At 61.6% G+C, this 22,062-nt stretch carries 21 protein-coding genes; 12 read left to right on the forward strand and 9 right to left on the reverse strand.

Going from position 1 to position 22,062, the window contains the following annotated elements:
• Positions 1-5: 5 nt before the first annotated feature.
• From ASE94_RS06445 to ASE94_RS06465, 5 genes are all read left to right on the forward strand, one after another.
• The gene (locus ASE94_RS06445; RefSeq protein WP_061911860.1) at positions 6-926 is read left to right on the forward strand and encodes an ABC transporter permease; all 921 of its coding nucleotides are present in this window, start codon (positions 6-8) and stop codon (positions 924-926) included.
• A complete protein-coding gene (locus ASE94_RS06450) occupies positions 919-2,532 on the forward strand; it encodes an ABC transporter ATP-binding protein (protein WP_062629691.1) in 1,614 nt (537 codons plus the stop codon). Before ASE94_RS06445 ends, ASE94_RS06450 begins: the two co-directional genes overlap by 8 nt.
• Positions 2,525-3,568: a four-carbon acid sugar kinase family protein gene (locus ASE94_RS06455; RefSeq protein ID WP_062629692.1), complete on the forward strand. Its 1,044-nt coding sequence runs from the start codon at positions 2,525-2,527 to the stop codon at positions 3,566-3,568. The genes ASE94_RS06450 and ASE94_RS06455 overlap by 8 nt, the downstream gene beginning before the upstream one ends.
• Positions 3,558-4,256 (forward strand): FadR/GntR family transcriptional regulator, encoded by a 699-nt coding sequence (locus tag ASE94_RS06460; protein WP_061911857.1) that lies wholly within the window; start codon positions 3,558-3,560, stop codon positions 4,254-4,256. Before ASE94_RS06455 ends, ASE94_RS06460 begins: the two co-directional genes overlap by 11 nt.
• Positions 4,257-4,367: 111 nt before the next feature.
• Positions 4,368-5,063, forward strand: coding sequence for a L,D-transpeptidase (locus ASE94_RS06465; protein ID WP_062629693.1), 696 nt, complete (start codon positions 4,368-4,370; stop codon positions 5,061-5,063).
• Between the two features lie 34 nt (positions 5,064-5,097).
• Here the strand turns inward: ASE94_RS06465 and ASE94_RS06470 are convergent, their stop codons facing one another.
• The 5 genes from ASE94_RS06470 to ASE94_RS06490 all read right to left on the reverse strand — a co-directional run bounded on the left by ASE94_RS06470 (position 5,098) and on the right by ASE94_RS06490 (position 12,218).
• The gene (locus tag ASE94_RS06470) at positions 5,098-7,092 is read right to left on the reverse strand and encodes a CocE/NonD family hydrolase (protein WP_062629694.1); all 1,995 of its coding nucleotides are present in this window, start codon (positions 7,090-7,092) and stop codon (positions 5,098-5,100) included.
• A 182-nt stretch (positions 7,093-7,274) separates the two neighbouring features.
• The gene (locus ASE94_RS06475) at positions 7,275-8,879 is read right to left on the reverse strand and encodes an ABC transporter ATP-binding protein (protein ID WP_062629695.1); all 1,605 of its coding nucleotides are present in this window, start codon (positions 8,877-8,879) and stop codon (positions 7,275-7,277) included.
• A complete protein-coding gene (locus tag ASE94_RS06480) occupies positions 8,876-9,703 on the reverse strand; it encodes an ABC transporter permease (protein WP_061911853.1) in 828 nt (275 codons plus the stop codon). Before ASE94_RS06480 ends, ASE94_RS06475 begins: the two co-directional genes overlap by 4 nt.
• On the reverse strand, positions 9,700-10,647 hold the full coding sequence (locus ASE94_RS06485; RefSeq protein ID WP_061911852.1) for an ABC transporter permease: 948 nt from the start codon (positions 10,645-10,647) through the stop codon (positions 9,700-9,702). Before ASE94_RS06485 ends, ASE94_RS06480 begins: the two co-directional genes overlap by 4 nt.
• A complete protein-coding gene (locus tag ASE94_RS06490) occupies positions 10,647-12,218 on the reverse strand; it encodes an ABC transporter substrate-binding protein (RefSeq protein WP_062629696.1) in 1,572 nt (523 codons plus the stop codon). The genes ASE94_RS06485 and ASE94_RS06490 overlap by 1 nt, the downstream gene beginning before the upstream one ends.
• 267 nt (positions 12,219-12,485) lie before the next feature.
• Here ASE94_RS06490 and ASE94_RS06495 point away from each other — a divergent pair, with 267 nt between their 5' ends.
• Positions 12,486-12,800, forward strand: coding sequence for a hypothetical protein (locus ASE94_RS06495; RefSeq protein WP_061911940.1), 315 nt, complete (start codon positions 12,486-12,488; stop codon positions 12,798-12,800).
• Here ASE94_RS06495 and ASE94_RS06500 read toward each other — a convergent pair.
• Positions 12,797-13,687 carry a LysR substrate-binding domain-containing protein gene (locus tag ASE94_RS06500; RefSeq protein WP_061911850.1) on the reverse strand — a complete coding sequence of 297 codons (891 nt, stop codon included), beginning with the start codon at positions 13,685-13,687 and terminating at the stop codon, positions 12,797-12,799. The two genes, ASE94_RS06495 and ASE94_RS06500, sit on opposite strands and share 4 nt — an antisense overlap.
• Before the next feature lie 75 nt (positions 13,688-13,762).
• A complete protein-coding gene (locus tag ASE94_RS06505; RefSeq protein ID WP_061911849.1) occupies positions 13,763-14,344 on the reverse strand; it encodes a TetR/AcrR family transcriptional regulator in 582 nt (193 codons plus the stop codon).
• Positions 14,345-14,442: 98 nt separating this feature from the next.
• Here ASE94_RS06505 and ASE94_RS06510 point away from each other — a divergent pair, with 98 nt between their 5' ends.
• The 4 genes from ASE94_RS06510 (at position 14,443) to ASE94_RS06525 (ending at position 18,044) form a co-directional block, all read left to right on the forward strand.
• The gene (locus ASE94_RS06510; protein WP_061911848.1) at positions 14,443-15,168 is read left to right on the forward strand and encodes an SDR family oxidoreductase; all 726 of its coding nucleotides are present in this window, start codon (positions 14,443-14,445) and stop codon (positions 15,166-15,168) included.
• A 76-nt stretch (positions 15,169-15,244) separates the two neighbouring features.
• On the forward strand, positions 15,245-15,724 hold the full coding sequence (locus tag ASE94_RS06515; RefSeq protein WP_156351937.1) for a hypothetical protein: 480 nt from the start codon (positions 15,245-15,247) through the stop codon (positions 15,722-15,724).
• Positions 15,725-15,732: 8 nt separating this feature from the next.
• Positions 15,733-16,200 carry an AAA family ATPase gene (locus ASE94_RS06520; RefSeq protein WP_062629698.1) on the forward strand — a complete coding sequence of 156 codons (468 nt, stop codon included), beginning with the start codon at positions 15,733-15,735 and terminating at the stop codon, positions 16,198-16,200.
• A gap of 140 nt (positions 16,201-16,340) precedes the next feature.
• On the forward strand, positions 16,341-18,044 hold the full coding sequence (locus ASE94_RS06525) for an alpha/beta fold hydrolase (protein ID WP_062629699.1): 1,704 nt from the start codon (positions 16,341-16,343) through the stop codon (positions 18,042-18,044).
• Positions 18,045-18,106: 62 nt separating this feature from the next.
• On the opposite strand, the gene ASE94_RS06530 is transcribed toward ASE94_RS06525, so the two are convergent.
• Both ASE94_RS06530 and ASE94_RS06535 read right to left on the reverse strand, forming a co-directional pair.
• The gene (locus ASE94_RS06530) at positions 18,107-18,973 is read right to left on the reverse strand and encodes an SMP-30/gluconolactonase/LRE family protein (protein WP_062629700.1); all 867 of its coding nucleotides are present in this window, start codon (positions 18,971-18,973) and stop codon (positions 18,107-18,109) included.
• Positions 18,970-19,698 carry a FadR/GntR family transcriptional regulator gene (locus tag ASE94_RS06535; RefSeq protein WP_061911843.1) on the reverse strand — a complete coding sequence of 243 codons (729 nt, stop codon included), beginning with the start codon at positions 19,696-19,698 and terminating at the stop codon, positions 18,970-18,972. Before ASE94_RS06535 ends, ASE94_RS06530 begins: the two co-directional genes overlap by 4 nt.
• 124 nt (positions 19,699-19,822) lie before the next feature.
• Here ASE94_RS06535 and ASE94_RS06540 point away from each other — a divergent pair, with 124 nt between their 5' ends.
• Complete coding sequence (locus ASE94_RS06540; RefSeq protein WP_061911842.1) at positions 19,823-20,830, forward strand: mannonate dehydratase; 1,008 nt, start codon at positions 19,823-19,825, stop codon at positions 20,828-20,830.
• A 306-nt stretch (positions 20,831-21,136) separates the two neighbouring features.
• On the forward strand, positions 21,137-22,060 hold the full coding sequence (locus ASE94_RS06545) for a LysR family transcriptional regulator (RefSeq protein ID WP_061911841.1): 924 nt from the start codon (positions 21,137-21,139) through the stop codon (positions 22,058-22,060).
• Positions 22,061-22,062 lie beyond the last annotated feature (2 nt).

Consider the following 22,062-nt stretch of genomic DNA (forward strand, 5'->3'; position numbering starts at 1 on the left):
CGATGATGGCAGACCTGTCGCTCGCCAAAACCTCTGCGCCAACTGCGCACGGCCCCTCGCTGCTCTCGATGCTGTGGCGGGACAAGCTGGCCTTTATCTCAGCCGTGGTGCTGCTGATCATCGTCCTCTTTGCGCTGCTTGGTCCGACCTTGCTCGGCGAACTCGCGGGCGATCAAAACCTGCGTGGCCGCAATTTCCCGCCGTTCAGCTTTGATCGCGGCTGGGCCTTCTTCCTCGGTGGTGATTCGCTGGGCCGCCCTATGCTGGCACGTCTCGTTGTTGCGGCGCACTCGACCATGTTGATCGCGGCCGGCACCGTGGTTGCCGCGTTGACGATCGGCGCCGGACTCGGCCTTGTCGCCGGCTATATGGGCAAGAACACCTCGCAGGTGATCATGCGCCTCGCCGACGTGATCATGTCCTTCCCCTCGCTGCTGATCGCCGTGGTCGTGCTTTATGTGTTGGGGCCATCGATCCCCAACATGATCCTCGTACTCGCCATCACCCGCATTCCGATCTATCTGCGCACCACCCGCGCCGAAGTGCTTGAAGTGCGCGAGCGCATGTTCGTGCAGGCGGCGACGGTGATGGGCGCAAGCCATGCGCGCATCATCCTGCGCCATATCCTGCCCGTGGTGGCGCCGACGCTCGTGACCATCGCAACGCTCGATTTCGCCTTCGTCATGCTGGCCGAGTCTTCGCTGTCCTTCCTCGGCATCGGCGTGCAGCCGCCCGATATCACCTGGGGTCTCATGGTGGCGCAGGGCCGGCCATATCTGAACACCGCCTGGTGGCTGGCCTTCTGGCCGGGCCTGATGATTGTCATCACCGCCCTATCGCTGAACCTCCTGTCGAACTGGATGCGCATTGCACTCGACCCCGCCCAGCGCTGGCGCCTCGAAGCAAGGAAGACCAAGAATGTCTGAACCCCTGCTCACGGTAAAAAACCTTTCGGTCGACTTTCACACCGCCCGCGGCACCGTCAATGCGGTCAAGAATGTGAGCTGGTCTGTCGGGCGTGGCGAAACGCTGGCAATCCTTGGCGAAAGCGGCTCCGGAAAATCCGTTTCCGCCAATGCGGTGATGAATCTGCTCGACATGCCGCCGGCCGAGATCGTTTCGGGCGAGATTTTCTATGAGGGCGAAGACCTTCTTAAGGTCTCCTACGAAAAGCACCGGGCGCTCAACGGCAAGAAGATCGCCATGATCTTCCAGGATCCGCTGGGCCATCTCAACCCGGTCTATACCGTGGGTTGGCAAATCGTGGAGATGATGACCGCCCATGGCCGGCCCGCCGACATGGCGCGGGCCCGTGCGCTGGAACTGGTGACCCGCGTCGGTATCCCTGAGCCTGAAAAGGCGATGCACAAATATCCGCATCAGTTTTCCGGCGGCCAGCGCCAGCGCCTGATGATCGCCATGGCGCTGATGCTGAAACCCGATATCCTGATTGCCGACGAGCCGACCACCGCGCTCGACGTGACCATTCAGGCCGAAGTGCTGGCGCTGCTCAAGGAATTGCAGGCCGAAACCGGCATGGCGCTGGTGCTGATTACCCACGACCTCGGGGTCGTCGCCGAAATCGCCGATCGCGTCGTGGTCATGAACAAAGGTGAGATCGTCGAGGAAGGTGTCACCCGCGATGTCTATCACAACGCAAAACACCCCTACACGCGAAAGCTGATCGACGCGGCGCCCGGCAAGGGCGAGATCAAACTACTCGATAAGGCGGCGCCGCTGCTGCTTGACGCCAAAAAGCTCTGCAAAACCTATGGCAAGTTTGCCGCGCTCAAAGACGTGTCGCTGACACTGGCGCGCGGCCAGAGCCTTGCCGTTGTCGGCGAAAGCGGCTCGGGTAAATCGACCTTGGCGCGCACCCTGCTCCGGCTTGAAGAAGCCGATAGCGGGGAAGCGCTGTGGAAGGGTCGCGATCTCATCACCATGGGCCGCAGCGAACTCCTGGGCGTGCGCCGGCAGATCCAGATGGTGTTTCAGGATCCGACGCAATCGCTTAATCCGCGCATGTCGGTCTATCAGCTCATTGCCGAAGGGTGGGACATCCACAAGCTGATGCCCGATCGGAGCAAACGCCGGGCGCGGGTGATCGAGCTGCTCGAACAGGTCGGCCTCTCGCCAGAACATGTCGACCGCTATCCGCACCAGTTTTCCGGTGGTCAGCGGCAGCGCATCGCCATTGCCCGGGCGCTGGCGCTCGAGCCGGAATTGATCATCTGCGACGAAGCGGTGTCAGCCCTCGACGTGTCCATTCAGGCGCAGGTGATCGCTCTACTCGATGGCCTGCGCCAGCGGCTCGGGATTTCATTCCTGTTCATCGCGCATGATCTCGGCGTTGTCAGAGACTTTGCCGATACCGTCATCGTCATGAAATCGGGCGAGATCGTCGAGTACGGCCCGACTGCGCAGATTTTTGACGCACCGCAGCAGCCCTATACCCAGCGCCTGCTGGCTGCCAACCTCGATCCCGATCCCGATGTACAGGCCCAAAGGCGAGCAGCTCTCATCCATGCTTGAACGGGCGATCATAGCCGACGATCTGACCGGCGCATTGGACGCAGCCGCGCCCTTTGCCATGCGCGGGATTTCGACGGCCGTGGCGCTCAATGTGGCGGCCCTACCCCAAGCAATCGCCACAGGCGCGCGCATCGTCAGCGTCTCGACCGATAGCCGCGAAATCTCGCCGCAAGCGGCAAACGCCGCTGTACGCGATGCGCTTGCCGCACTCCCGACTGGGACGCCACTGTTCAAGAAAGTCGACTCCCGCCTAAAGGGGAACATCGAAGCCGAGCTCGATGCCATCCCGCATCAGAGGAGTCTTGTCATCCCTGCGATCCCGGCCTTTGGGCGCTTGGTGAAAGATGGCGCGATCCGAGGTTTTGGCGTCCCCGAACCTATCATCGTTGCCGACCGTCTCGGCCGCCACGCGCTCGCTTCCGTGGTTCCCGATATCGCCGAGCAGGTGGACATCGACCAGGCGCTTAACAGAGCATTCGACCTGCCCATTGGCGCCCGTGGGCTCGCCGAGGCGATGGCGAAAGCCATGGCACCAGATGCTGCCGAGCCGAGGATCACCTTTCCCAAAGGCCCGGCCTATTGTGTCATCGGCTCGACCGATCCGATCACTCTCGCCCAGCTCGATCGCCTGCGCGCCGCTGACCAAAAAATCAGCTATATCGACGCGCCAAACGGGCACGGCGCGCCGCTGGTCGGCGCCTCAAAACTCACCATCATCCAGGCAACGCCAGGCACGTCGCCGGCCGATGGAAAGGCCGTGGCCACCACCCTTGGCAAAACCCTGGCCGCACTTTCTCCGCCGCCGGGCTCACTGCTGGTTCTCTCGGGCGGCGCCACGGCACAGGTCATTCTCGAGCAACTCGGCATCGCCGTGCTCGAACTCCTGGGGGAAGCCTTGCCTGGACTGCCCAATGCCCGGGCCGGAGACTTGACTGTCATCACCAAATCGGGCGGTTTTGGCGATCCGGACACCTTGTCCACCCTACTCGCCCCATATCTCAGCGCCGGGAGCCCAGTGCATAGCCATGTCGGATAGTCTCACCGGGCGGCGCAACCTCGCGGATACGGTTTTCGACCGCATCCAGCGCTCGATCAAATCCGGCGCCTACGCTGTCGACGAGCGTCTGCCGACAGAGCATGCCCTCGCCGCCGAGTTTCAGGTATCGCGCCCCGTCGTCCGCGACGCGCTCCAGCGCCTTCGCGACCAAGGCATGATCTATTCCCGCCGCGGCGCCGGCAGTTTTGTGCGCGAACAAGGCATCCGCGAGCCGCTCGGCTTTGGCCAGATGGAGAACCTGTCGGACCTGCAGCATTGCTATGATTTCCGCCTGACCATCGAGCCAGAAGCCGCGGCAATGGCGGCCCAGCGACGCAGCCCCGAGGCGCTTGGCAAGATCAAGACGGCGCTGAACCTTTTGCGGGACGCGACCAATCGCCAGGCGCACCGGGCCGATGCGGATTTCATGTTTCATCTCAGCATCGCCCAAGCCTCGGTGAACCCCTATTTTGTGACGGCGATGCAGGCGCTCGAAGAGCACATCGCGGTCGGCATGCGGTTGCATGGTCTGTCGCTGCGGCGGACCAGCGACGGGTTGAGCCATGTCCTCGTCGAACACACAGCCATCTTCGAGGCGATCTCGACCAGCGACGGCGATACGGCACGAACCCTGATGCGCAACCATCTGATGGGCTCGCGCGATCGGCTTTTTGCGCCCAAGCAATAGGCCGACTGTTGCCCAAAGTCCCTTGCCAAGCCTTGGCTTTGGGACCAATCTCGCCGCTGCCAGCCTGGGAGAGGCAGAGACCTCGGGTCGGGCGGCAGGGAGAATTCAAGCATGAGCGCTGATATGACCGATGCGGTGAAGAGCATGGCCGGTGGCCTTGGGGCCAGTTCGATGAGCCGGCGCATGTTTCTCGTGGGGTCTGCGAGCCTTGCAGTCCTCGGCATGGCGGGCTGCGCCTCGACCGGAACGGGCATGAGCACGGCTGAAGCCGAGCGGATCTATGGCCCCCTGCCCAATGAGCGGTTTCCGGTTCCGGCGGTCAACCTCAACAAGCTCAATCCAAAATATATGCGCCGCACATTGCGTTACGACAGCAAGGAAGCCGTCGGTACGATCATTGTCGACCCCAAGAATTACTATGTCTACCGTATCGAAGGCGACGGGATGGCGACACGCTATGGCGCCAATATCGGCCGCGCCGGTTTCCTTTGGAGCGGCGAAGCCTATATCGGGCGCAAGGCGGAATGGCCGACCTGGACGCCGCCGAAGGAGATGATCGCGCGGCAGCCTGAGGTCGCCAAATATGCGGGTGGCATGCCGCCGGGCCTTGGAAATCCGTTAGGCGCCAGAACGCTTTACCTCTATCAGGACGGCCGCTACACGCTGTTCACGATCTATAGCACCATCATGCCGGAAACGATCGGCAAGGGCGTGACGAGCGGCTGCGTGGGCCTTCTTACTCAGGATATGATGGACCTCTATGCCAAGACCCCGGTTGATACCAAGGTCATCGTGCTAAAGGCTTGAAATGATTGAGCCCGCCAAGTTGGCGGGCTCTTTTTTACATGAGATCGCGGGGGAAGGATTGGCTCCATTCCCGCGTTTTGACCACCGTGCCATTCTCGCTGACCGAGAGGGTTCCGGTGAGATAGAACGTGTCCTTGTCCGCGCGCATTTCGGTCGTGCTGTCGATGCCGATGCGCCAACCGTCGCGGCCCATCTGGTACGATTGCGTTAGCAGATAGTTAGCACTGAGCGGCTCGTAGTCCGAAATCGTTAAATTGCGCTTCAGCGAGTGGCTGAGCTCCGTGCCGATATCATCGAAGCGCAAAATGCCCTCGCCGAAGAGACCTCCGATGCCTTCGGTGACATAGGTGGTCGTGCCTGCGACATGGTCCTGGCTCGACCAGCGGCGGACGGTGCCGGGATCGAGTTGGGTGGTCGTGGTCGCGGGACCGTGGGCCGGCGGCGGGAGGACGACCGACGCGTCGTTCGACGAGCGGACGGGCAGCGAGAGCGTGCTGCTCGATGTGTCGATGGTGAGGGTCGCGAGTTCTGGCGATGGCCAGACCATGGGCCAATAGGATGTGCCGATGGCGACGCGGATCGCGTGGCCGGCGGCGAAGCGGTGGCCGCAGTCGTTGAGTTTTACCGTGACGTCGTAGAACTGGCCGGGGACGAGCGCTTCGGGGTTCTCGTGGCTGTCGCGATGGGTGAGGTTCAGGACCTGATAGCTGATCCGGGTGACGGTGCCGTCGGGGCGGATGTCGGAGAGACGGACCGAGACCTGGGCGACCGGCTTGTCGGAGGCCACGCGGAGCTTGAGCAGCGGAGCGCCGAGGACGTCGAAGCTTTCGGTCAGGGCCGGCGTGTCGAAGACAAGGGCGGCGCCATCGTCGAGGCGCTGGTCAGTCGGGTGTTCGCCGACGCAGCCGGTGCCCATCCATTCGCCGCCGGCTTTGCCGTGGCTTTGGGGGGAGCAGATGGTCAGCGTGCCGGCAGGAGCCGTGCCGGTGTGAAGGGCATGGTCGCTGCCAAGGGTGAAGGTCTTGGGCGCGATAGATGGCGACGGCCAATTGGCTTCGCCGACCCAGCGACCGGGCGCGTCGGTGCGGGTACCGGTGGGGGCGACGCTGTCATTGATATAGGCGCGAAGATCGGGCTCGTTCATGACGCCCGTGTCGCGGCCCTTGAGCCAGTGATCCCACCAGCGCACCGCTTCCTGCAGGAAACCGATGGCCGGACCGGGGACGCCGTCCTGCGGATAGATATGGCCCCAAGGCCCGATGATCGCCTTACGCGGAGTTTTGAGACCTTCGAGGAGGCGCGGCACGGCATTGGTGTAGCTGTCGGCCCAGCCGCCGATGGCGAGGACCGGGACTTCGATATCGGAAAAATCCTCGCAGACCGAGCCGTGCTTCCAATAGTCGTCATAGCGCTGGTGTTCGAGCCAGAGCGCGGGGAAGAAGGGCAGGTCTTCGACGCGCTTGAGCCAGGCGTCGCGCCAGCCTTCGCCGACGATTTCGGGGTCGAGCGGGCGGGCTTGGTAGGCCAACATGATCGTGCCCCACCAGAGATTATCGTTGAGCAGCAAGCCGCCCATATAGTGGATATCGTCGGTATAGCGATTGTCGGTCGAATAGGCCGTGATGATGGCTTTCAGAGCCGGCGGCCGCCTTGAGGCAACCTGAAGGCCGTTGAAACCGCCCCAGCTCTTGCCCATCATGCCGACATTGCCGTCGCACCAAGGCTGGGCGGCGATCCAGGCGATGACTTCGAGCGCATCGTCCTGTTCTTGCTTGAGATATTCGTCGGCCATGTGGCCGTCGCTTTCGCCCGAACCGCGCATGTCGACGCGGATCGCGGCATAGCCGTTTTGCGCGAAAAAGCCATGCATAGGCTCGTCGCGGCCACGGGTGCCGTCGCGCTTGCGATAGGGAATGTATTCAAGGATAGTCGGGACCTTGGCATCATCTTCCGGGAGCCAGAGGCGCGCGCCGAGGCGCGTGCCGTCGCTGAGGGGGATGCAGATGTGTTCGGTGATGCGGATGGTCATGGGGTGGTCCGAGTGTTTTTTGGGGGCGTGGGCTCGCCCATTTGCGGTTGTCACCCCGGCGAAGGCTGGGGCCCATCTTGAGATCTCAGGATGGATCCCCGCTTTCGCGGGGATGACGGCCGGTGTGGGTGATGCCCCCCGCTCAAGGCCGGGGTGACATCGAGAGTGAGGATAACTTGGAGCTAAACCGCCACCTTGCGCTTGGCGAGAACGTCGTCCAGCCAGTCGCGGCGGAGTTCGGGGACGGAGATGACGAGCTCTTCGGTATAGGGGTGGAAGGGCGGCTGGAAGATTTCGGCCGTTGCCCCCTGCTCCACGATCTTGCCGCGTTGCATGACGAGCGTGCGGTCGGCAAGGCGGCGGACGACGCCGAGATCGTGGGTGATGAAGAGATAGGAAAGGCCAAGCTCGGACTGGAGGCTCTTGAGGAGTTTTAGAATTTCCTCGGCCACCAGCGGATCGAGGGCCGATGTGACCTCGTCGCAAATGATGAGATCGGGCTTGGCCGCCAGCGCGCGGGCGATGCAAACGCGTTGCTTCTGGCCGCCGGAAAGCGCGCCGGGGAGACGCGTGGCGAACTCCTGTGGCAGGCCGATGAGATCGAGCATGCGCGCGACCTCCTTCTCCCGCGGCACGTCATGCATACCGAAGTAGAATTTCATCGGGCGGCCGATGATCTCGCCGACGGTCTGGCGCGGATTGAGCGCCACGTCGGGGAGTTGATAGACGAGCTGGATGCGCCGCAGTTCTTCTTTCGAGCGCTTCTTGTAGGAGCGTTCAAGCCGGTTCTTGTCGAAACTGATCATGCCAGACGAGGTCGGCAGGAGCCCCGCGATGCAGCGCGCCAGGGTCGATTTGCCTGAGCCGGATTCCCCGACGACAGCGAGGGTTTCGCCGCGGCGGAGCTGGCAGGAGATGTTCTCGAGGACTGCGGTCTTGCCATAATAGGCGTCGATCGCCTTTACGTCGAGCAGCACCTCGCCAATCGGATGGTCGGTCACGGCATTGGAGAGATTTCCCTGCCGCTCGGCGACGAGCATACGGGTGTAATCCTCGCGCGGGGCTTCGAGCACCTGTTCGGCGGTGCCCTCTTCCACGAGCTTGCCGTGGCGCAGCACCATGATGCGATTGGCAATCTGGGCGACGACGGCGAGGTCATGGGTGATGTAGAGGGCCGAGGTCTTGTAGCGCTGGATCAGGCTACGAAGCAGCGCCAGCACTTCGATCTGCGTCGTTACGTCGAGGGCCGTGGTGGGTTCATCGAGGACGAGCACATCGGGGCGGCAGGACATGGCCATGGCGACCATGGCGCGCTGCAACTGACCGCCCGAGACCTGATGGGGATAGCGATCGCCAAAAGTTTCGGGATTGGGCAATTGCAGGGTTTTGAGAAGCTCGAGCTTCCAGGCTTCCGCTTCCGGCCTTGTCATCTTGGCGTGGTAGAGCGCGCCTTCGACGATCTGTTCGCCAATGCGGATGGCCGGGTTAAAAGCCGCCGCTGCCGACTGGGCGACATAGGCGATGCGGGCGCCACGCATTTTTTCGCGGGTGGCGCGCGAGCCGTCCATCAGCGAGGTTTCGCCAATGGTGATGCTGCCGCCGACAATGCGGCAGCCACCACGGCCATAACCCATGGCGGCAAGGCCGATGGTGGACTTGCCGGCGCCGGATTCACCGATCAGCCCCAAGACTTCGCCGGGGGCGAGATCGAGGTCGATGCCATCGACGAGGATGGCGCCGTTAGGAGCCGCGACCTTCAGGCCACGAATAGTCAGGATATTGCTCAACGATCGGCTCCCTGAACTGCGGCGCCGGAATTGAGCAGCCAATCGACCACGAGATTGACCCCGATGGTGAGAAGCGCAATGGCGGCGGCCGGGAAGAGCGGCGCGTAGAGGCCGTACAAAATGGCCTGCTGATTATCCTTCACCATGCCACCCCAATCCGCGAAGGGCGGCTGGATACCGAGGCCGAGGAAAGAAAGGCCGGCGACGAAGAGGAAGGTGAAGCAGAAGCGCATGCCGAATTCGGCGATGAGCGGCGGCAGGGCATTGGGCAGGATTTCGCGAGTGATCAGCCAGAAAAGGCTTTCACCGCGGAGACGCGCAGTTTCGGCATATTCGAGGACTGAAATGCCCTGGGCGACGACACGGGCGAGACGGAACACGCGGGTGCTGTCGAGCAGCGCGATGGTGAAGATCAGCACCGGCACGGATGAGCCGAGCGCCTGCAACACCACCAGAGCCGAGATCAGCACCGGAATGCACATGACGGTATCGACGATGCGCGACAGCACCGTATCGACCCAGCCGCCGAAAAGCGCGGCGATGAAGCCGAGCGGTATCCCGATCGAAAAGGAGATCAGCGAGGCGGCGAGCGAAACGCCGATGGACATCTGCGCGCCGGCCAGAAGCCGAGAGAACATGTCGCGGCCGTTTTGATCGAGACCGAACCAGAACTGGGCCGATGGGGGATCGAATGGCGCGCCGACGATTTCGTTCTGCCCATAGGGCGCGAGGATCGGCCCAAGGATGAAGACGAGGAGGTTGAGCGTCACGATGGCGAGGCCCAGCCAGGCGGAGATGGGGATTGCCTTGAGTTTGGCTGTCATCGTGGATGCCTCAGACGCGGATTGAGGGCGATGGCGGCGATATCGGCAATGGAATTGAGGATGACATAGGCCGCCCCAAAAACCATGGCCGCAGCCTGCACCAGCGGCAGATCGCGCTTGGCGACGGCATCGACCATGAAGCGCCCGAGCCCGTTATAATTGAAGATCGCTTCGACGAGCACGACGCCGGTGATGAGGTAGGCGATGTTGAACGCCACCACATTGACGATGGGCGCGGCGGCATTGGGCAGTGCGTGCCGAAGGACGACCCGCTTGGTGCGGAGGCCCTTGAGGAATGCAGTTTCCACATAGGCCTGATCCATGACCGAGAGCACGGCGGTACGCGTCATGCGCATCATCTGTGCCACGGTGACCAGAACCAGCGTCAGGGCCGGCAGGGTCGTGGCGCGAAGCCAATCGGGAAAGCTCATGCCCGCATAGGTATCGGCAAGGCTCGGCAAGAGGTTGAACTGCACCGACAGGAAGAGAATGAGCAACAGGCCCAAGAAGTATTCGGGCAGCGACACGAAGGCGAGCGCGACGATGTTGATGCCGCGATCGAAAATGCCGCCGCGGCGGACCGCAGCGGCAAGACCGAGAAGGACGGCAATCGGCACCGAGACAATGGCAGCATAGGCGGCAAGCGCCATGGTATTGCCAAAGCGGGGCCAGAGGAGATCGGCGACGGGCTGGCGATTGGCCAGCGACATGCCGAGATCGCCCGTGGCGAAGCCCTGGAGCCAGGTGAGGTAACGCTGCCACGCAGGCAGATCGAGGCCGAGGTCCTGTCGGAGCGCCGCAAGCGATTGCGGCGTTGCATTCTGTCCGAGAATTGCCGAGGCGACGTCACCCGGCAGGAGCTGGGTGCCCGCGAAAATCAACGCGGACACCAGCAGAAGCGTCAGGATCCCCAGCGCGACACGCTTAAGGATGAGTTCGATCATTATGCTTCGAGCCAAACCTTTTCAGCGAGGCGCGCGCCCATGAAGTTGAACATCGGGTGAGTGGTGACGCCGCCGAGCTTGGTGGAGACGGCATCGAGATAATCGCCGAACATCGGGATCATCGCGCCACCATCGTCTGAGATCAGCTGCTGGAGCTCAGCGTAGATTTCCTTGCGCTTCGCATTGTCGAGAAGCGCGCGGGCTTCGACGAGCTTGGCGTCGAACGTCTCGTTCTTCCAATGCGTGTCGTTCTGCGCGGAGGTCGAGGAGTAAGCGATAGTGAGCATCTGGTCCGCCGTCGGACGGCCGCCCCAATATCCCATCGAGAACGGCGCCTTCATCCAGACATTGGACCAGTAGCCATCGCTTGGCTCACGCTTGATCGAGAGATTGATGCCCGAGGCCGCAGCCGAAGACTGGAAGATCGCAGCCGCATCGACGGCGCCGGAGAAGGCAGCATCAGAGGCGGAGAGCTCGATATCGAGGGAATCGAGGCCCGCTTCCTTGAGATAAAATTTCGACTTTTCCGGATCGTAAGCGCGCTGCGGCAGGTCGGCGGCATAGAACGGATCGGTGACTGGGATCGGGTGATCGTTGCCGAGCTTGCCATAACCACGAAGGGCGGTGGTGAGGAGCTGCTCGCGATCGATGGCGTATTTGATCGCCATGCGGACATTGTTGTCCGTATAGGGGCCCTGGGTGCAATCCATGAGGAAAGTGAAGTGCTGGCCGCCGGCGGACTGCACGACTTCAAGGTTGGGATTGCGCTTCAAAAGATCAACGGTCTTGAAGTCGAGCTGGTTGATGGCGTGGACCTGGCCGCTCATCATCGCATTGGTGCGGGCCGCGATATCGTTGATGACGATGACTTCGACGGCATCGACCCAGGCGGTGTTGGGCTTCCAGTAGCTTTCATTGCGCGTGAAGCGGGCTCGCACGCCGGGCTCATAGCTTTCGAGCTTGAAGGGGCCGGTGCCGATCGGCTTGGTCCAGTCTTCAAAGCCCTCGGAGACGATCAGGAAGTGATAATCCGACAGGATATAGGGCAGATCGGCATTGCCGCTATCGAGGACGATCTTGATCTCGGTATCCGAAACCTTGACCACATCGGCGAACTGGCCGGCGGTGGAACGGGCCGCGGAGGTCGAGGCTTCGCCGCGATGGAGGTTCAGCGAATAGAGGATATCTTCGGCGGTGAGCGTCTTGCCATCATGGAAGGTGACGCCCTGGCGGATCTTGAAGGTCCACTCTTTCGCATCGGCCGAGGGCTCCCAGCTTTCGAAGAGCTCGGGCTGGACCTGGTTGTCCTTGTCGATTTCGACGAGGCCGTTGAAGGTCATATAGGCCTGGTTGACCGGCACCCAATCATTGAGCACGCGAATGTCGAACGTGTCGGTGGTCGAGCCGCCGCCGATGCCCAGTTTCAGGACGCCACCGCGCTTGGGGGTTGCTTCCTGCGCAAAGGCCTGCGGCACGATGAGACCGCTGGCCAGAGTGGTGAGACCGAGCCCGGCGGCGCCGGCCATGAACTGGCGGCGGCTCAGCGCGAACGGCGACTGGTTGTTCGACATATTCCTACCTTGTTGTTGTTTGACTTCCGCCGTTCTGCCAGGGCAGCAGAGGCGTCCCCATGGCCGGAATACTAGTGGGCAAATGATGGCGCCCGGCATGATATAAAATCATACCCCTATCAGAATCCGGCGTGCATGGTTTGGTCGGGTTCGAGGCTAAATGCCCCTCTGTTTGGGGAGGATGGCGCAGCGCAAAACGGCGCCTATCGTCCCGGATTCATGATCAGCACTGCAGCGCCGCCCCTGGCGCATTTTGGAGCATTTGAGATGGAGCTTGCGACTGCCGTAGGGCTCGTTGGCGCAGTAGCCTACCTGGCAGGCTATGCGTTGATCCAGATGCGCGTGCTCTCGATCGATGACGGCCGCTATGCGGCGCTCAACGTCCTCGGGGGCGTGGCCCTGATATACTCGCTGATCTGGAATTTCAACCTTGGCTCGCTTTTGACCCAGGTCGCCTGGCTGATTTTCACCGTCGTCGGCTATCTCCACAGCCGCCATCAGCGCCGGAAAAGCGCGAAGCCCGCGACCATTCAGGCGCCGGCCAATGACGAGACGCTGCCGCCGACCGAGGTCGCAGCTTAAGCCTCGTTATTGACGTTATTGGCGATGAGCCAATCGGCGACTTCGCGGGTGATGCGACGTTGATGCCGATCGGCGGGGCGCATGAGATAGAAGCGCCCTTCCGATTTCATCGTGTGCTCATGCATGGGCACGAGCGTGCCGGCTTCTAGCTGCTCACGGATGAGCCAGGTCCAGCCAAGCACATATCCCCCACCCTGCATGGCGGCGGCGACGCAGAGGCCATAATCGCCAAGGAGCCAGCGGCGTTGATCCGTGGGCGCGGTGAGGCCGGCGCTGCGCCACCAATGTGGCCAATCCTGCCATTCGCGCAGGGTTTCCTCGATGCCGATGATGACGGGATCGGGCACATCCATCAGCGGGAGAAAGCCAGGCGCTGCGACGGGGACGATTTCTTCGCGGCCGAGGACGATCGTGTTGACCCCAAGCGGCTTTTCACTGCGGTAAAAGACGGCGAGATCGAACTCGTCGAGCCGCAGGTGCATGATGTCGTCGGTGACTTTGAGGCGCAGTTCGAGCCCGGGAATATCGTGCTGCAGTCGCGTGAGGCGCGGCATGAACCACTGATCGGCAATGCCGCGCGAACAGGCGACGGTGATCTGGCGAGCGCCCGTCCAGGTACGCACGCCATCGGTGACGGCGGCAACTTCACCCAATACCCGCGAAATGTCGGCCGCATAGGCCTCGCCGACCGGGGTCAGACGGACGCCGTGGACGGCACGGGCAAAAAGCTTTGAGCCGATAAAAGCTTCGAGCTTGCCGATCTGGCGGCTGACGGCGCTCTGGGTCAGACCAAGCTCAAGACCGGCCCGGGAAAAGCTGCCAAGCCGCGAGGCGGCTTCGAAAACGACCAGGGCATTGAGCGGCGGCAATTTGCCGAGCTTGGACATCGGGAATGGGTTCGCGCTTCGGGGTGTTGTACCTCCGATTAGCACAGGCAGGCGCGGCGCCGAAAGAGAGCCGCGTCAAGACTGCTTTCCGCAAATGCCCGCGATGGCGATGAGGACGCGGCGGCGCGCGGTTTCGGCATTGTCGCCGTAACGGTCGATGGCCCAGGAGAGCGCTAGGATCAGTTCATAGATCTCGTCAGCCGTGACATTTTCCGCAGCTTGTCCGGCCGCCAAGGCGAGTTGAAGCAGGCGATCCGTTTCGTCGATCAGCGGCTGGTTCGACGCACTGAGCGAGCCGCCGGGCTCGGCATGGGCGGAGGCGAGGCAATAGGGCAGATCGTGCCAGATGCGCAATTGCCAGGCGAGGCTGACGAGCCACGCGCTGAGTGCTTGACCGGGCGGTAGCGTTTCGGAAAGCACCCTGCCCTCTGCCAACGCCGTCTCGAAACTCGATTGAATGATCTCGACGAGCAGATCGTCGCGCGTCGGAAAATTGCGATAGAGCGTGGCATTGCCTACGCCGGCCAGCGCGGCGATGCCGTCGAGCGGGGCCATGACACCCTCCGCCTCGAATGTCTGTCGCGCCGCCGCCAGAATCGCATCGCGGTTTTTGAGCGCATCGGCGCGGGGTTTCCGGGCCTTTTCCGTGCTCGCCAAGTCAGCCTCTTAAAAATAACGCCACACCACCTTGCTTAAGTGGGTAGTGTCCCCATTTAATTTTCGGGGATCGTCCCCACTTCATATAGAGAGCTCACATGGAAAAGTCACTTGATGGTCGCACGGTGTTTGTAACGGGCGCCAATGGCGGTTTAGGCGAGCAGTTCGTTCTGCAGGCGCTGGAACGCGGTGCGCGAAAAGTCTATGCCGCCGCACGGAAACCGCGAAACTGGGAAGATGCACGTATCCAGCCTTTCGCGCTCGACATAAACGATCCGCAGGCCGTGACCGACGCTGCGACGGTTGCTGCCGACGTCGATCTTCTCGTCAACAATGCTGCCATCGCGCCGGAAAACGACTCGCTGGCGGGTCCCGAAGAAAGCCTCCGGCGCATTCTCGAAACCAATCTGTTCGGCAATCTGCGCGTCGCCAACGCTTTTGCGCCTGTGCTCGCGACGCATGGCGGCGGCACCATTTTGAACGTACTATCGGCCGCATCCTGGATCGGGCTTGGCACCGGCTATTCCGTTTCGAAGGCCGCCATGTGGTCAGCGACCAACGGTCTGCGCTTCCAGTTGCAGGACCAGAAGACGCAGGTGATTGGCCTATTGGTCGGCATGATCGACACGGCCATGTCCGCGCGTTGGGATGTGCCCAAGGTCAGCGCGGCAAGCGTCGTGTCGCAGGGCTATGACGGCGTTGCCAATGGCGCACTCGAAGTTTTGGCCGACGACGACACCCGGGGCTTAAAATCCATGCTGAACATGAAGGCCGAGGAGCTTTATCCGATGTTGCATGCGCAGCTTGCCGGCTTCAAGGCCTAGGACGGACGGTTGCAGCTCATCGTTCCGGCTTCGGCCGGGACGGCGAACTTGCGCCCGCGGCCAAAGCCCTGCACAAATGCGAGAATTGCGTGGCACATCAAGGGGCAACGACCTGCACAAGGGCAAACTTATTCTCACAACCATGGGGCTGATCGGCGTCGCCGTGATTGCGGCTTTCGTTCTCGATCGTCTCGGCGTCAATGCGAGCCAGGAGGTGGTCGTCGGCTTTGGTGCGGTTTGCGGTCTTTTGGCCTGTGGATTGGCCTTTCGGGGCAAGACGGCGTCTCTGGCAAGGTTGGCGATGGTCTTTGTTTTTGCGGCCGTGGTTCTTGCTGGACCGGTGACGGCATTTTTCGTGGCATTCGGCCTGGCGAGCGGCTTTGGCGGGCTCTCGGCCTTTGCCGGGACATGGGGCAGCCCCGGAATGGACGGCGTCCTCGGCCAAAGTCTTGTTTGGGTGCTGATCGGGACGGTCGGTTTTTTCGGCTTCATGAGCCAGGCATGGGCCCTGTTGCGCGCGTTTGGCGTTTTTGCTGACGCGAGACGCGGAGCTTAGGCCGCATCATGCATATTGTCCTTGGAGCGCCGGGTCCGGGGAAATCAACCGTCATTGCCTTGGTTGCGAGCCAGCTACCACAGTGGGTTGTCTTGGACTGGGATGCGCTGATGAAACCAGCGGGCTTACTCGCCGGCGCTGATATTCCGTCGACACCCAGCACTTGGACCACTTATGCAGCGCTCGTGCGCACCATGGTGGAAAGCGTGGGGCCGGATCGGGTGGTGTTATTCGGCGTCCAAACGCCGGACGAGATGGTTGATTGGCCCGAAGCGACGTGGACTTTGCTGGACTGCGCGGATGACGAGCGCCAGCGCCGCCTTGAAAAGCGCGGCGAACATGCGCCAGGCATCGTCGAGGCGATCGAGGATGCGGCGACTTATCGGCGGCTGGGGATTTTTACGATCGACGGGACCACACTGACGCCGGCCCAGGTCGCACGGAACGTCATCGAGCGAGTGCAATCACTCGGATAAGCAGCGCCAACAGGTTCTTCGCTTAACCTGTGACGCCTTTCGTTTTCGTTCGCTTTTCTTTCGATTGGGTCTATAACCGATTCCAGTGGCTGGCCGAATGACTGTGCCCAAGCAGCGGCTGGCTGGGGAGCAATTTTGAAATGAAAAAGCAATCTCGCCTGTTCCACCTGGGATGGGTGGTCATCCTTATCGGTGCGCTTCTCGCGCACTTTATCCAGACCTCCGGCGGCATCAGTATTCGCGATATACGCTTCAACGGCGCCAATGGTCAGGTTCTGAGCGGTCTCCTGTATGTGCCGCCCGGCGTGACCGCGGAAAACAAGGCACCCGGCATTCTGGCGGTCCATGGCTACATCAATAGCCGCGAAACCCAATCGGGCTTTGCCATCGAATATGCGCGCCGCGGCTATGTCGTGTTGGCGCTCGATCAATCGGGACACGGCTATTCCGATGCGCCCGCCTTTGCCAATGGCTTTGGCGGTCCTGCCGGTCTCGCGTATCTCCGCAGTCTCGACATTGTCGACACCAACAATATCGGCCTTGAAGGCCACTCCATGGGTGGTTGGACGGTGCTGGCAGCGGCTGCGGCCATGCCGAACGATTATAAAGCGGTGGTTCTCGAAGGCTCCAGCACCGGCGCGCCCTTTGCGCAGGAAGGCTCGACCACCTGGCCGCGCAACCTTGCTGTCGTATTCTCGAAATTCGACGAATTCTCGCCGCTGATGTGGAACGTCGATCGGGCGCAGGACGTCGTGACGAGCCCGAAACTGCAGGCCGTATTCGGCACGACCGATGCGGTGGTTCCGGGCAATGTCTATGGCGACATTGCCGCCGGCACCGCGCGCATGCTGCAGACCCCGAACACGACCCATCCGGGCGATCATATCTCGCCCGAAGCCATCGGCTATTCGATCGACTGGTTTGCCCAGACGCTTGAAGGCGCCAAGCCCATTCCCTCCTCGGACCAGATCTGGCTCTGGAAGGAAATCGGCACGCTGATCGCCTTTGTCGGCTTCATCATCTTGCTCGCCGGCACATTTGAAATGCTGCTGTCGACTGCGACCTTCGCCCATCTGCGCCAGGCGCCGGTGGCAACGGCGCATCGCAGCCGCACGGCCAAGTGGTGGATCGGGTTTGCGCTCAGCGCCTTCATTCCGGTGCTGACCTATTATCTGTTCCTTTATTGGGGCGGCCAGCTTCTGCCGGGTTCGGCGCTGTTTCCGCAGACGATCACCAGCCAGATCGCTTTCTGGGCGGTGCTCAATGGCGTCATCGTCTTCCTGATCGGCTTCGTGTTGCGGGGCGAAAAGGTTTCGGCGCGGGGCAATGTGCTCGGCTCGATCCTGATTGCGCTGGCGACAGTCGGGATCGGCTATCTCTTCGTCATCGCAGCCGATTTCCTCTTCAAGATCGACTTCCGGTTCTGGGTCGTTGCGTTGAAGCCAATGAGCCTCTTGCAGGCCAAGATCGCGCTCGTCTATCTCGTGCCGTTTACGCTGTTCTTCGTGCTGGCCCTGCGTGGCCTCCACACCGGCCTGACGGTGACGGGCGACAGCCGGGCCAAGCAGTATCTGAGCAATATCGGCGCACTGGCGATGGGGTTCCTCGTGTTTCTCGTCGTTCAATATGGCTGGTTGTTGATCAACGGACACCTCCTGAGCCTCAACGAGCCGCTCAATACCGTTGTCGCCATCCAGTTCCTGCCGCTGATGGCCATCATCGCGTTCCTCTCGACGTTCACCTATCGGAGGACCGGTAGCTATCTGCCGGGCGCGCTGATCAACTCGCTCTTCGTGACTTGGTATATTGTCGCGGGGCAAGCAACGCAGTTCCCGGTCAGCTGAGGCTGGGACAGAATGACGAAGGGCCGGTCTCGCGACCGGCCTTTTTGTTTTGATGGGTTTAACTAGCTGCCGAAAATATAAGGCGGCAGGCCGGGCGTGGCGACGCGAAAGCTGACGATGCCGTCATGGCCGGGTGCGGCGAGGCCGGAATCAAGGCTTGTGACGAAGACGGTGCGCAGGTCCGGTCCGCCAAAGCAGGGCATGGTCGGCTTGGCGATGGGCAGATCGACCCAGTCGAGCAGATTGCCATCGAGATCGATGCGATTGATGCGGCTGCAGGAGGGCGCGGCTGACCAATAGATATCGGTGATATCGAAGGCGCCGCCATCGGCGCGCCCGTTAGCGAGATCGTGTTCGCGCAAGCGGCGCTTGTTGGAAATGGCGCCGGAGGACGGATCGAAGTCCCAGCGATCGATGAACATCTCGCCCTGCGAATCCGAGTGGCACATGGTTTTCCCGTCCTTGGTCCAAGCCAGACCATTGGAGGTAGAAAAGCCTTCGGTAAGGAGGGTGACGCGACCGGCGGCATCGACGCGGTAAAGTGCGCCCTTCGGCTGAGGCGAGCGATCCATGCTGCCGACGTAAAAGGCGCCATCGGGGCCAACCTTGCCATCGTTGAGGCGGCTGACTTGGGGCGGCAGATCGATCGACGCCAAAACCTCGCGGGTGCCGGTCTCGGGGTCGAAGAGGATGACGCTCTTTGATAGGGCGACGACGACCCCCCCGCCTGTGGCGAGGCCAAAGCTGGCAACCTCGTCGCCCAAGGACCACTCCCGCCTTGCGCCGCTTTCAATATGAAGAGCGTGGATCTTGCCGGCGGGGATGTCGCACCAGAAAAGCTCGGCGGTTGCGGCGTTCCAGGTTGCGCTTTCGCCTACCCCGAAGCGCTCACGGATGACGAAGTCAACGGGGCCAGTTGCAGCGGTCATCGCGGTTCACCCGTCTGGTGTTCAAGGTTCCAATTGCGATAGCGCCGGCGGCCATTATCGAGATGGATACGCATGCTATCGCGCGCCAGTTGCGGCTGGCGATCAGCGATAGCATCGGCGATGGCCCGGTGTTCTTCCTGGATTTTCTTGAGAAAACTGATCTGCTCGTCGCTATCGGCAAAGGCAGCGCCAAGGGCTTTGCGCGGGATCAGGCGCTCGCCGAGCTGATCGACGAACTCGACGAATTTCGGATTGCCGGTCGCCTGGGCAATCGAGCGGTGCAGCGCCCGATCGGCGTCGCTCGCCATAGCCTTGTCCTCGATATGCCGAGAAAAGCTCGTCATGGCCTGTTCGATCCGCAGGAGATCGGTTTCGTTGCGCCGCTCAGCAGCAAGGCCGGCTGCTTCGATTTCGACGCTCATGCGCAATTCCATGAACTCGATCACATCGGCAATATCGTTGGGTGATCGCATCACGAGCGAGCCGGGAGCCGGCGACGGCGCTTCGCTGACATAGACGCCCGAACCGCGCTTCGAGACGAGCCGGCCCTCTGCCTGCAAGCTAGCAGTGGCTTCACGCACAACGGTCCGGCTGACACCAAACTTCAAGCACAGCTGTTCGGCTGTCGGCAGTTTGTCGCCTGGCTGCAAGTTTTCGGACGCGATGAGGCTGATCAGCCCACCCTTGACCGTATCCGTCAGCCGCGCCGCACCCTGCCGCATCATCAACCCACCCAGAATGTGATGTCTTCGAGCCCCTCAGCCTAGAGAAGGTGGCCCGAATTCAACTTGTAGCACCGGCAAATATTTCATACAACTTTTTCAAAGTTCACACAACTCTGGATCATCGATGTATGTAGGAACCCAGCTTAGCGGCAAAGACGTGGAGCGTCTCGGCGACGGCTACCTCCGGCAACTGGGCCAACTGGGCCTTAAGCACGTCTGCATCGACCCGCCGGGCAATCCCTATGAATGGACGCGTGATGTCATCGCGCGCCATATCGAGCGGCTCGACAAGCACGGGCTCGTGCTCGATATGGTGCAGTTGCCGATGCCGTCTTCGGGTATCGGGACCCACCAATCGCCGGGCGTCGTGCTGGGTAACTCGCCCGAGCGCGACCGCGAGATCGATGGCATGTGCACCATCATTCAAAATCTGGCGGCGCTTGGTGTCCACGCGACCAAATACAATTTCAACCTCCTGGGCATTCCGCGCACGCCATCCGAGCGCGGCCGCGGCGGCGCTATCGTCCCGACCTTCCGGCATGAGCAACTGACCAATAGCGATGAGCTGACCGAAGCCGGAAAAGTCAGCGCCGAGCAGTTCTGGGAGCGGATTACCTATTTCCTCAAACGCGTCGTGCCGGTGGCGGAAGCCGCCAAGGTCCGCCTCGCCTGCCACCCGCACGATCCGCTGACCCCGCCGGGCTATCGCGGCGTCGAACAGCGCGTGCTGGGCAATGCCGAAGGCCTCAAGCGCTTCGTGCAGATTGCGGAAAGCCCCTATCATGGGCTCAATTTCTGCCAGGGCACGATCGCGGAAAGCATGGAAAATCCGCGCGCTGAAATCGACGAAGTGATCCGCTGGTTCGGCAGCCGCGGCAAGATTTTCAACGTCCATTTCCGCAATATCAAGGGCGGCCGCTATTCCTTCACCGAGGTTTTCCCGGACGATGGCGACATGAACATGGCCCAGAGCTTTAAGGCCTATCACGAGAGCGGCGTCGACTGCATGATCATGCCGGACCACATGCCGGAGATCGATGGCGAGGCACCCTTCGAGACGGCATTTGCCTTCGCGTTCGGCTACATCATCGCCCTGTTCCAGGCCAATGGGCTCGATCCCTACGGCCATTGATCTAGAACCAAAGATATGAAAGGCCCGGTATCTTGCGATGCCGGGCCTTTTGCTGAGTAGATCAGCGGTGGTGCGTCGCGATGAGATCGGCGAGTGCACTCGGTCATTGGATCAGGGAGCCACCACCCCAGCGGTCGGATTAGTACTATTTCATGGAATTAGTATGATCGCAAATGCGGTCGACGGCGATGCGCATCGCCCGGAGCCATTCCCCTGAAGCGCTGGTCGCAGTGCGCAATTTCAAAGCACCGCGGCGTTGAGAGATGGTATGTCTGGCCGCACACCGCAGGAGCGGAGGATAAGAGCTTGAACCATCTGCTCGCGGACTTTGATATCGGCCTGTTGCTGACCTTCGATGCCATGCTTCGGGATCGAAACGTCACGCATGCTGCGGCACGGCTTAACATTACTCAGTCGGCGCTGTCGGCACGGCTGACGCGTCTCAGGCAATTGCTCGGCGATCCGCTCTTTATTCCATCAAATTCAGGCCGGGGCATGGTCGCATCGCCCCATGCATTGGCCTTGGCGCCCGACCTGGCGAGCCTTCTGGAACAGCTCAGCGATTTCATCGGCACCGCGCGGGTCTTTGATCCCAGCGTCAGCAGGCGCATCTTTCGCGTGGCCGCAACCGATAACCCGGTTTCGATCCTGGCGCCCGACCTTATCCCGCTAATTCGAAGCGCGGCGCCTGACGCGCGGATTGCCTTTACTGTACCCAACAAGGCCCGGATTGCCGAAGACTTGGAACAGGGAGAGGTGGACGTCTTCATCGGGGTCAACGAAGACGCGGCGCCTGGCCTGATGGCGCGCAAACTGTTCGAAGAGGCATTCGTGACCGCCTATCGGCATGGCCATCCGCGAAATCCGGGGCCGATGACGCTCGATGAATTCTGCGCTCTCGATCATCTGCTCATCTCCACCAGCGGTGGGCACTTTTCAGGGATGATCGATCAGGCGCTGACAGAGCTTGGTCGGGCAAGGCGGGTCAGCGTCTCTGTGCAAAGTTACGCATTGGCACCGCTGATGCTGGCCAGCACCGATCTGATCTGCACCCTGCCCCGGCGGTTTCTGCAGCGGTTTGAGTCCATGCTCGAGATCATCGAGACCCCGCTCGATTTGGCGCCATTCGAAATGACGATGTTTTGGCATCCGCGAATGAACGCGGATGCTGCCCATGTCTGGCTACGCCAGCAAATTCTCTCGACGGCAAGGGCCGGGCTTTGGCCCTGACG

The organism is Devosia sp. Leaf64, from assembly GCF_001421945.1.
In the GTDB taxonomy this organism is placed as follows: domain Bacteria; phylum Pseudomonadota; class Alphaproteobacteria; order Rhizobiales; family Devosiaceae; genus Devosia.

Coding starts and splice junctions, on each gene's coding strand:
- ASE94_RS06445 (WP_061911860.1), top strand. CDS start 6: ATGGCAGACCTGTCGCTCGCCAAAACCTCTGCGCCAACTGCGCACGGC.
- ASE94_RS06450 (WP_062629691.1), top strand. CDS start 919: ATGTCTGAACCCCTGCTCACGGTAAAAAACCTTTCGGTCGACTTTCAC.
- ASE94_RS06455 (WP_062629692.1), top strand. CDS start 2,525: ATGCTTGAACGGGCGATCATAGCCGACGATCTGACCGGCGCATTGGAC.
- ASE94_RS06460 (WP_061911857.1), top strand. CDS start 3,558: ATGTCGGATAGTCTCACCGGGCGGCGCAACCTCGCGGATACGGTTTTC.
- ASE94_RS06465 (WP_062629693.1), top strand. CDS start 4,368: ATGAGCGCTGATATGACCGATGCGGTGAAGAGCATGGCCGGTGGCCTT.
- ASE94_RS06470 (WP_062629694.1), bottom strand. CDS start 7,092: ATGACCATCCGCATCACCGAACACATCTGCATCCCCCTCAGCGACGGC.
- ASE94_RS06480 (WP_061911853.1), bottom strand. CDS start 9,703: ATGACAGCCAAACTCAAGGCAATCCCCATCTCCGCCTGGCTGGGCCTC.
- ASE94_RS06485 (WP_061911852.1), bottom strand. CDS start 10,647: ATGATCGAACTCATCCTTAAGCGTGTCGCGCTGGGGATCCTGACGCTT.
- ASE94_RS06490 (WP_062629696.1), bottom strand. CDS start 12,218: ATGTCGAACAACCAGTCGCCGTTCGCGCTGAGCCGCCGCCAGTTCATG.
- ASE94_RS06495 (WP_061911940.1), top strand. CDS start 12,486: ATGGAGCTTGCGACTGCCGTAGGGCTCGTTGGCGCAGTAGCCTACCTG.
- ASE94_RS06500 (WP_061911850.1), bottom strand. CDS start 13,687: ATGTCCAAGCTCGGCAAATTGCCGCCGCTCAATGCCCTGGTCGTTTTC.
- ASE94_RS06510 (WP_061911848.1), top strand. CDS start 14,443: ATGGAAAAGTCACTTGATGGTCGCACGGTGTTTGTAACGGGCGCCAAT.
- ASE94_RS06515 (WP_156351937.1), top strand. CDS start 15,245: ATGCGAGAATTGCGTGGCACATCAAGGGGCAACGACCTGCACAAGGGC.
- ASE94_RS06520 (WP_062629698.1), top strand. CDS start 15,733: ATGCATATTGTCCTTGGAGCGCCGGGTCCGGGGAAATCAACCGTCATT.
- ASE94_RS06525 (WP_062629699.1), top strand. CDS start 16,341: ATGAAAAAGCAATCTCGCCTGTTCCACCTGGGATGGGTGGTCATCCTT.
- ASE94_RS06530 (WP_062629700.1), bottom strand. CDS start 18,973: ATGACCGCTGCAACTGGCCCCGTTGACTTCGTCATCCGTGAGCGCTTC.
- ASE94_RS06535 (WP_061911843.1), bottom strand. CDS start 19,698: ATGATGCGGCAGGGTGCGGCGCGGCTGACGGATACGGTCAAGGGTGGG.
- ASE94_RS06540 (WP_061911842.1), top strand. CDS start 19,823: ATGTATGTAGGAACCCAGCTTAGCGGCAAAGACGTGGAGCGTCTCGGC.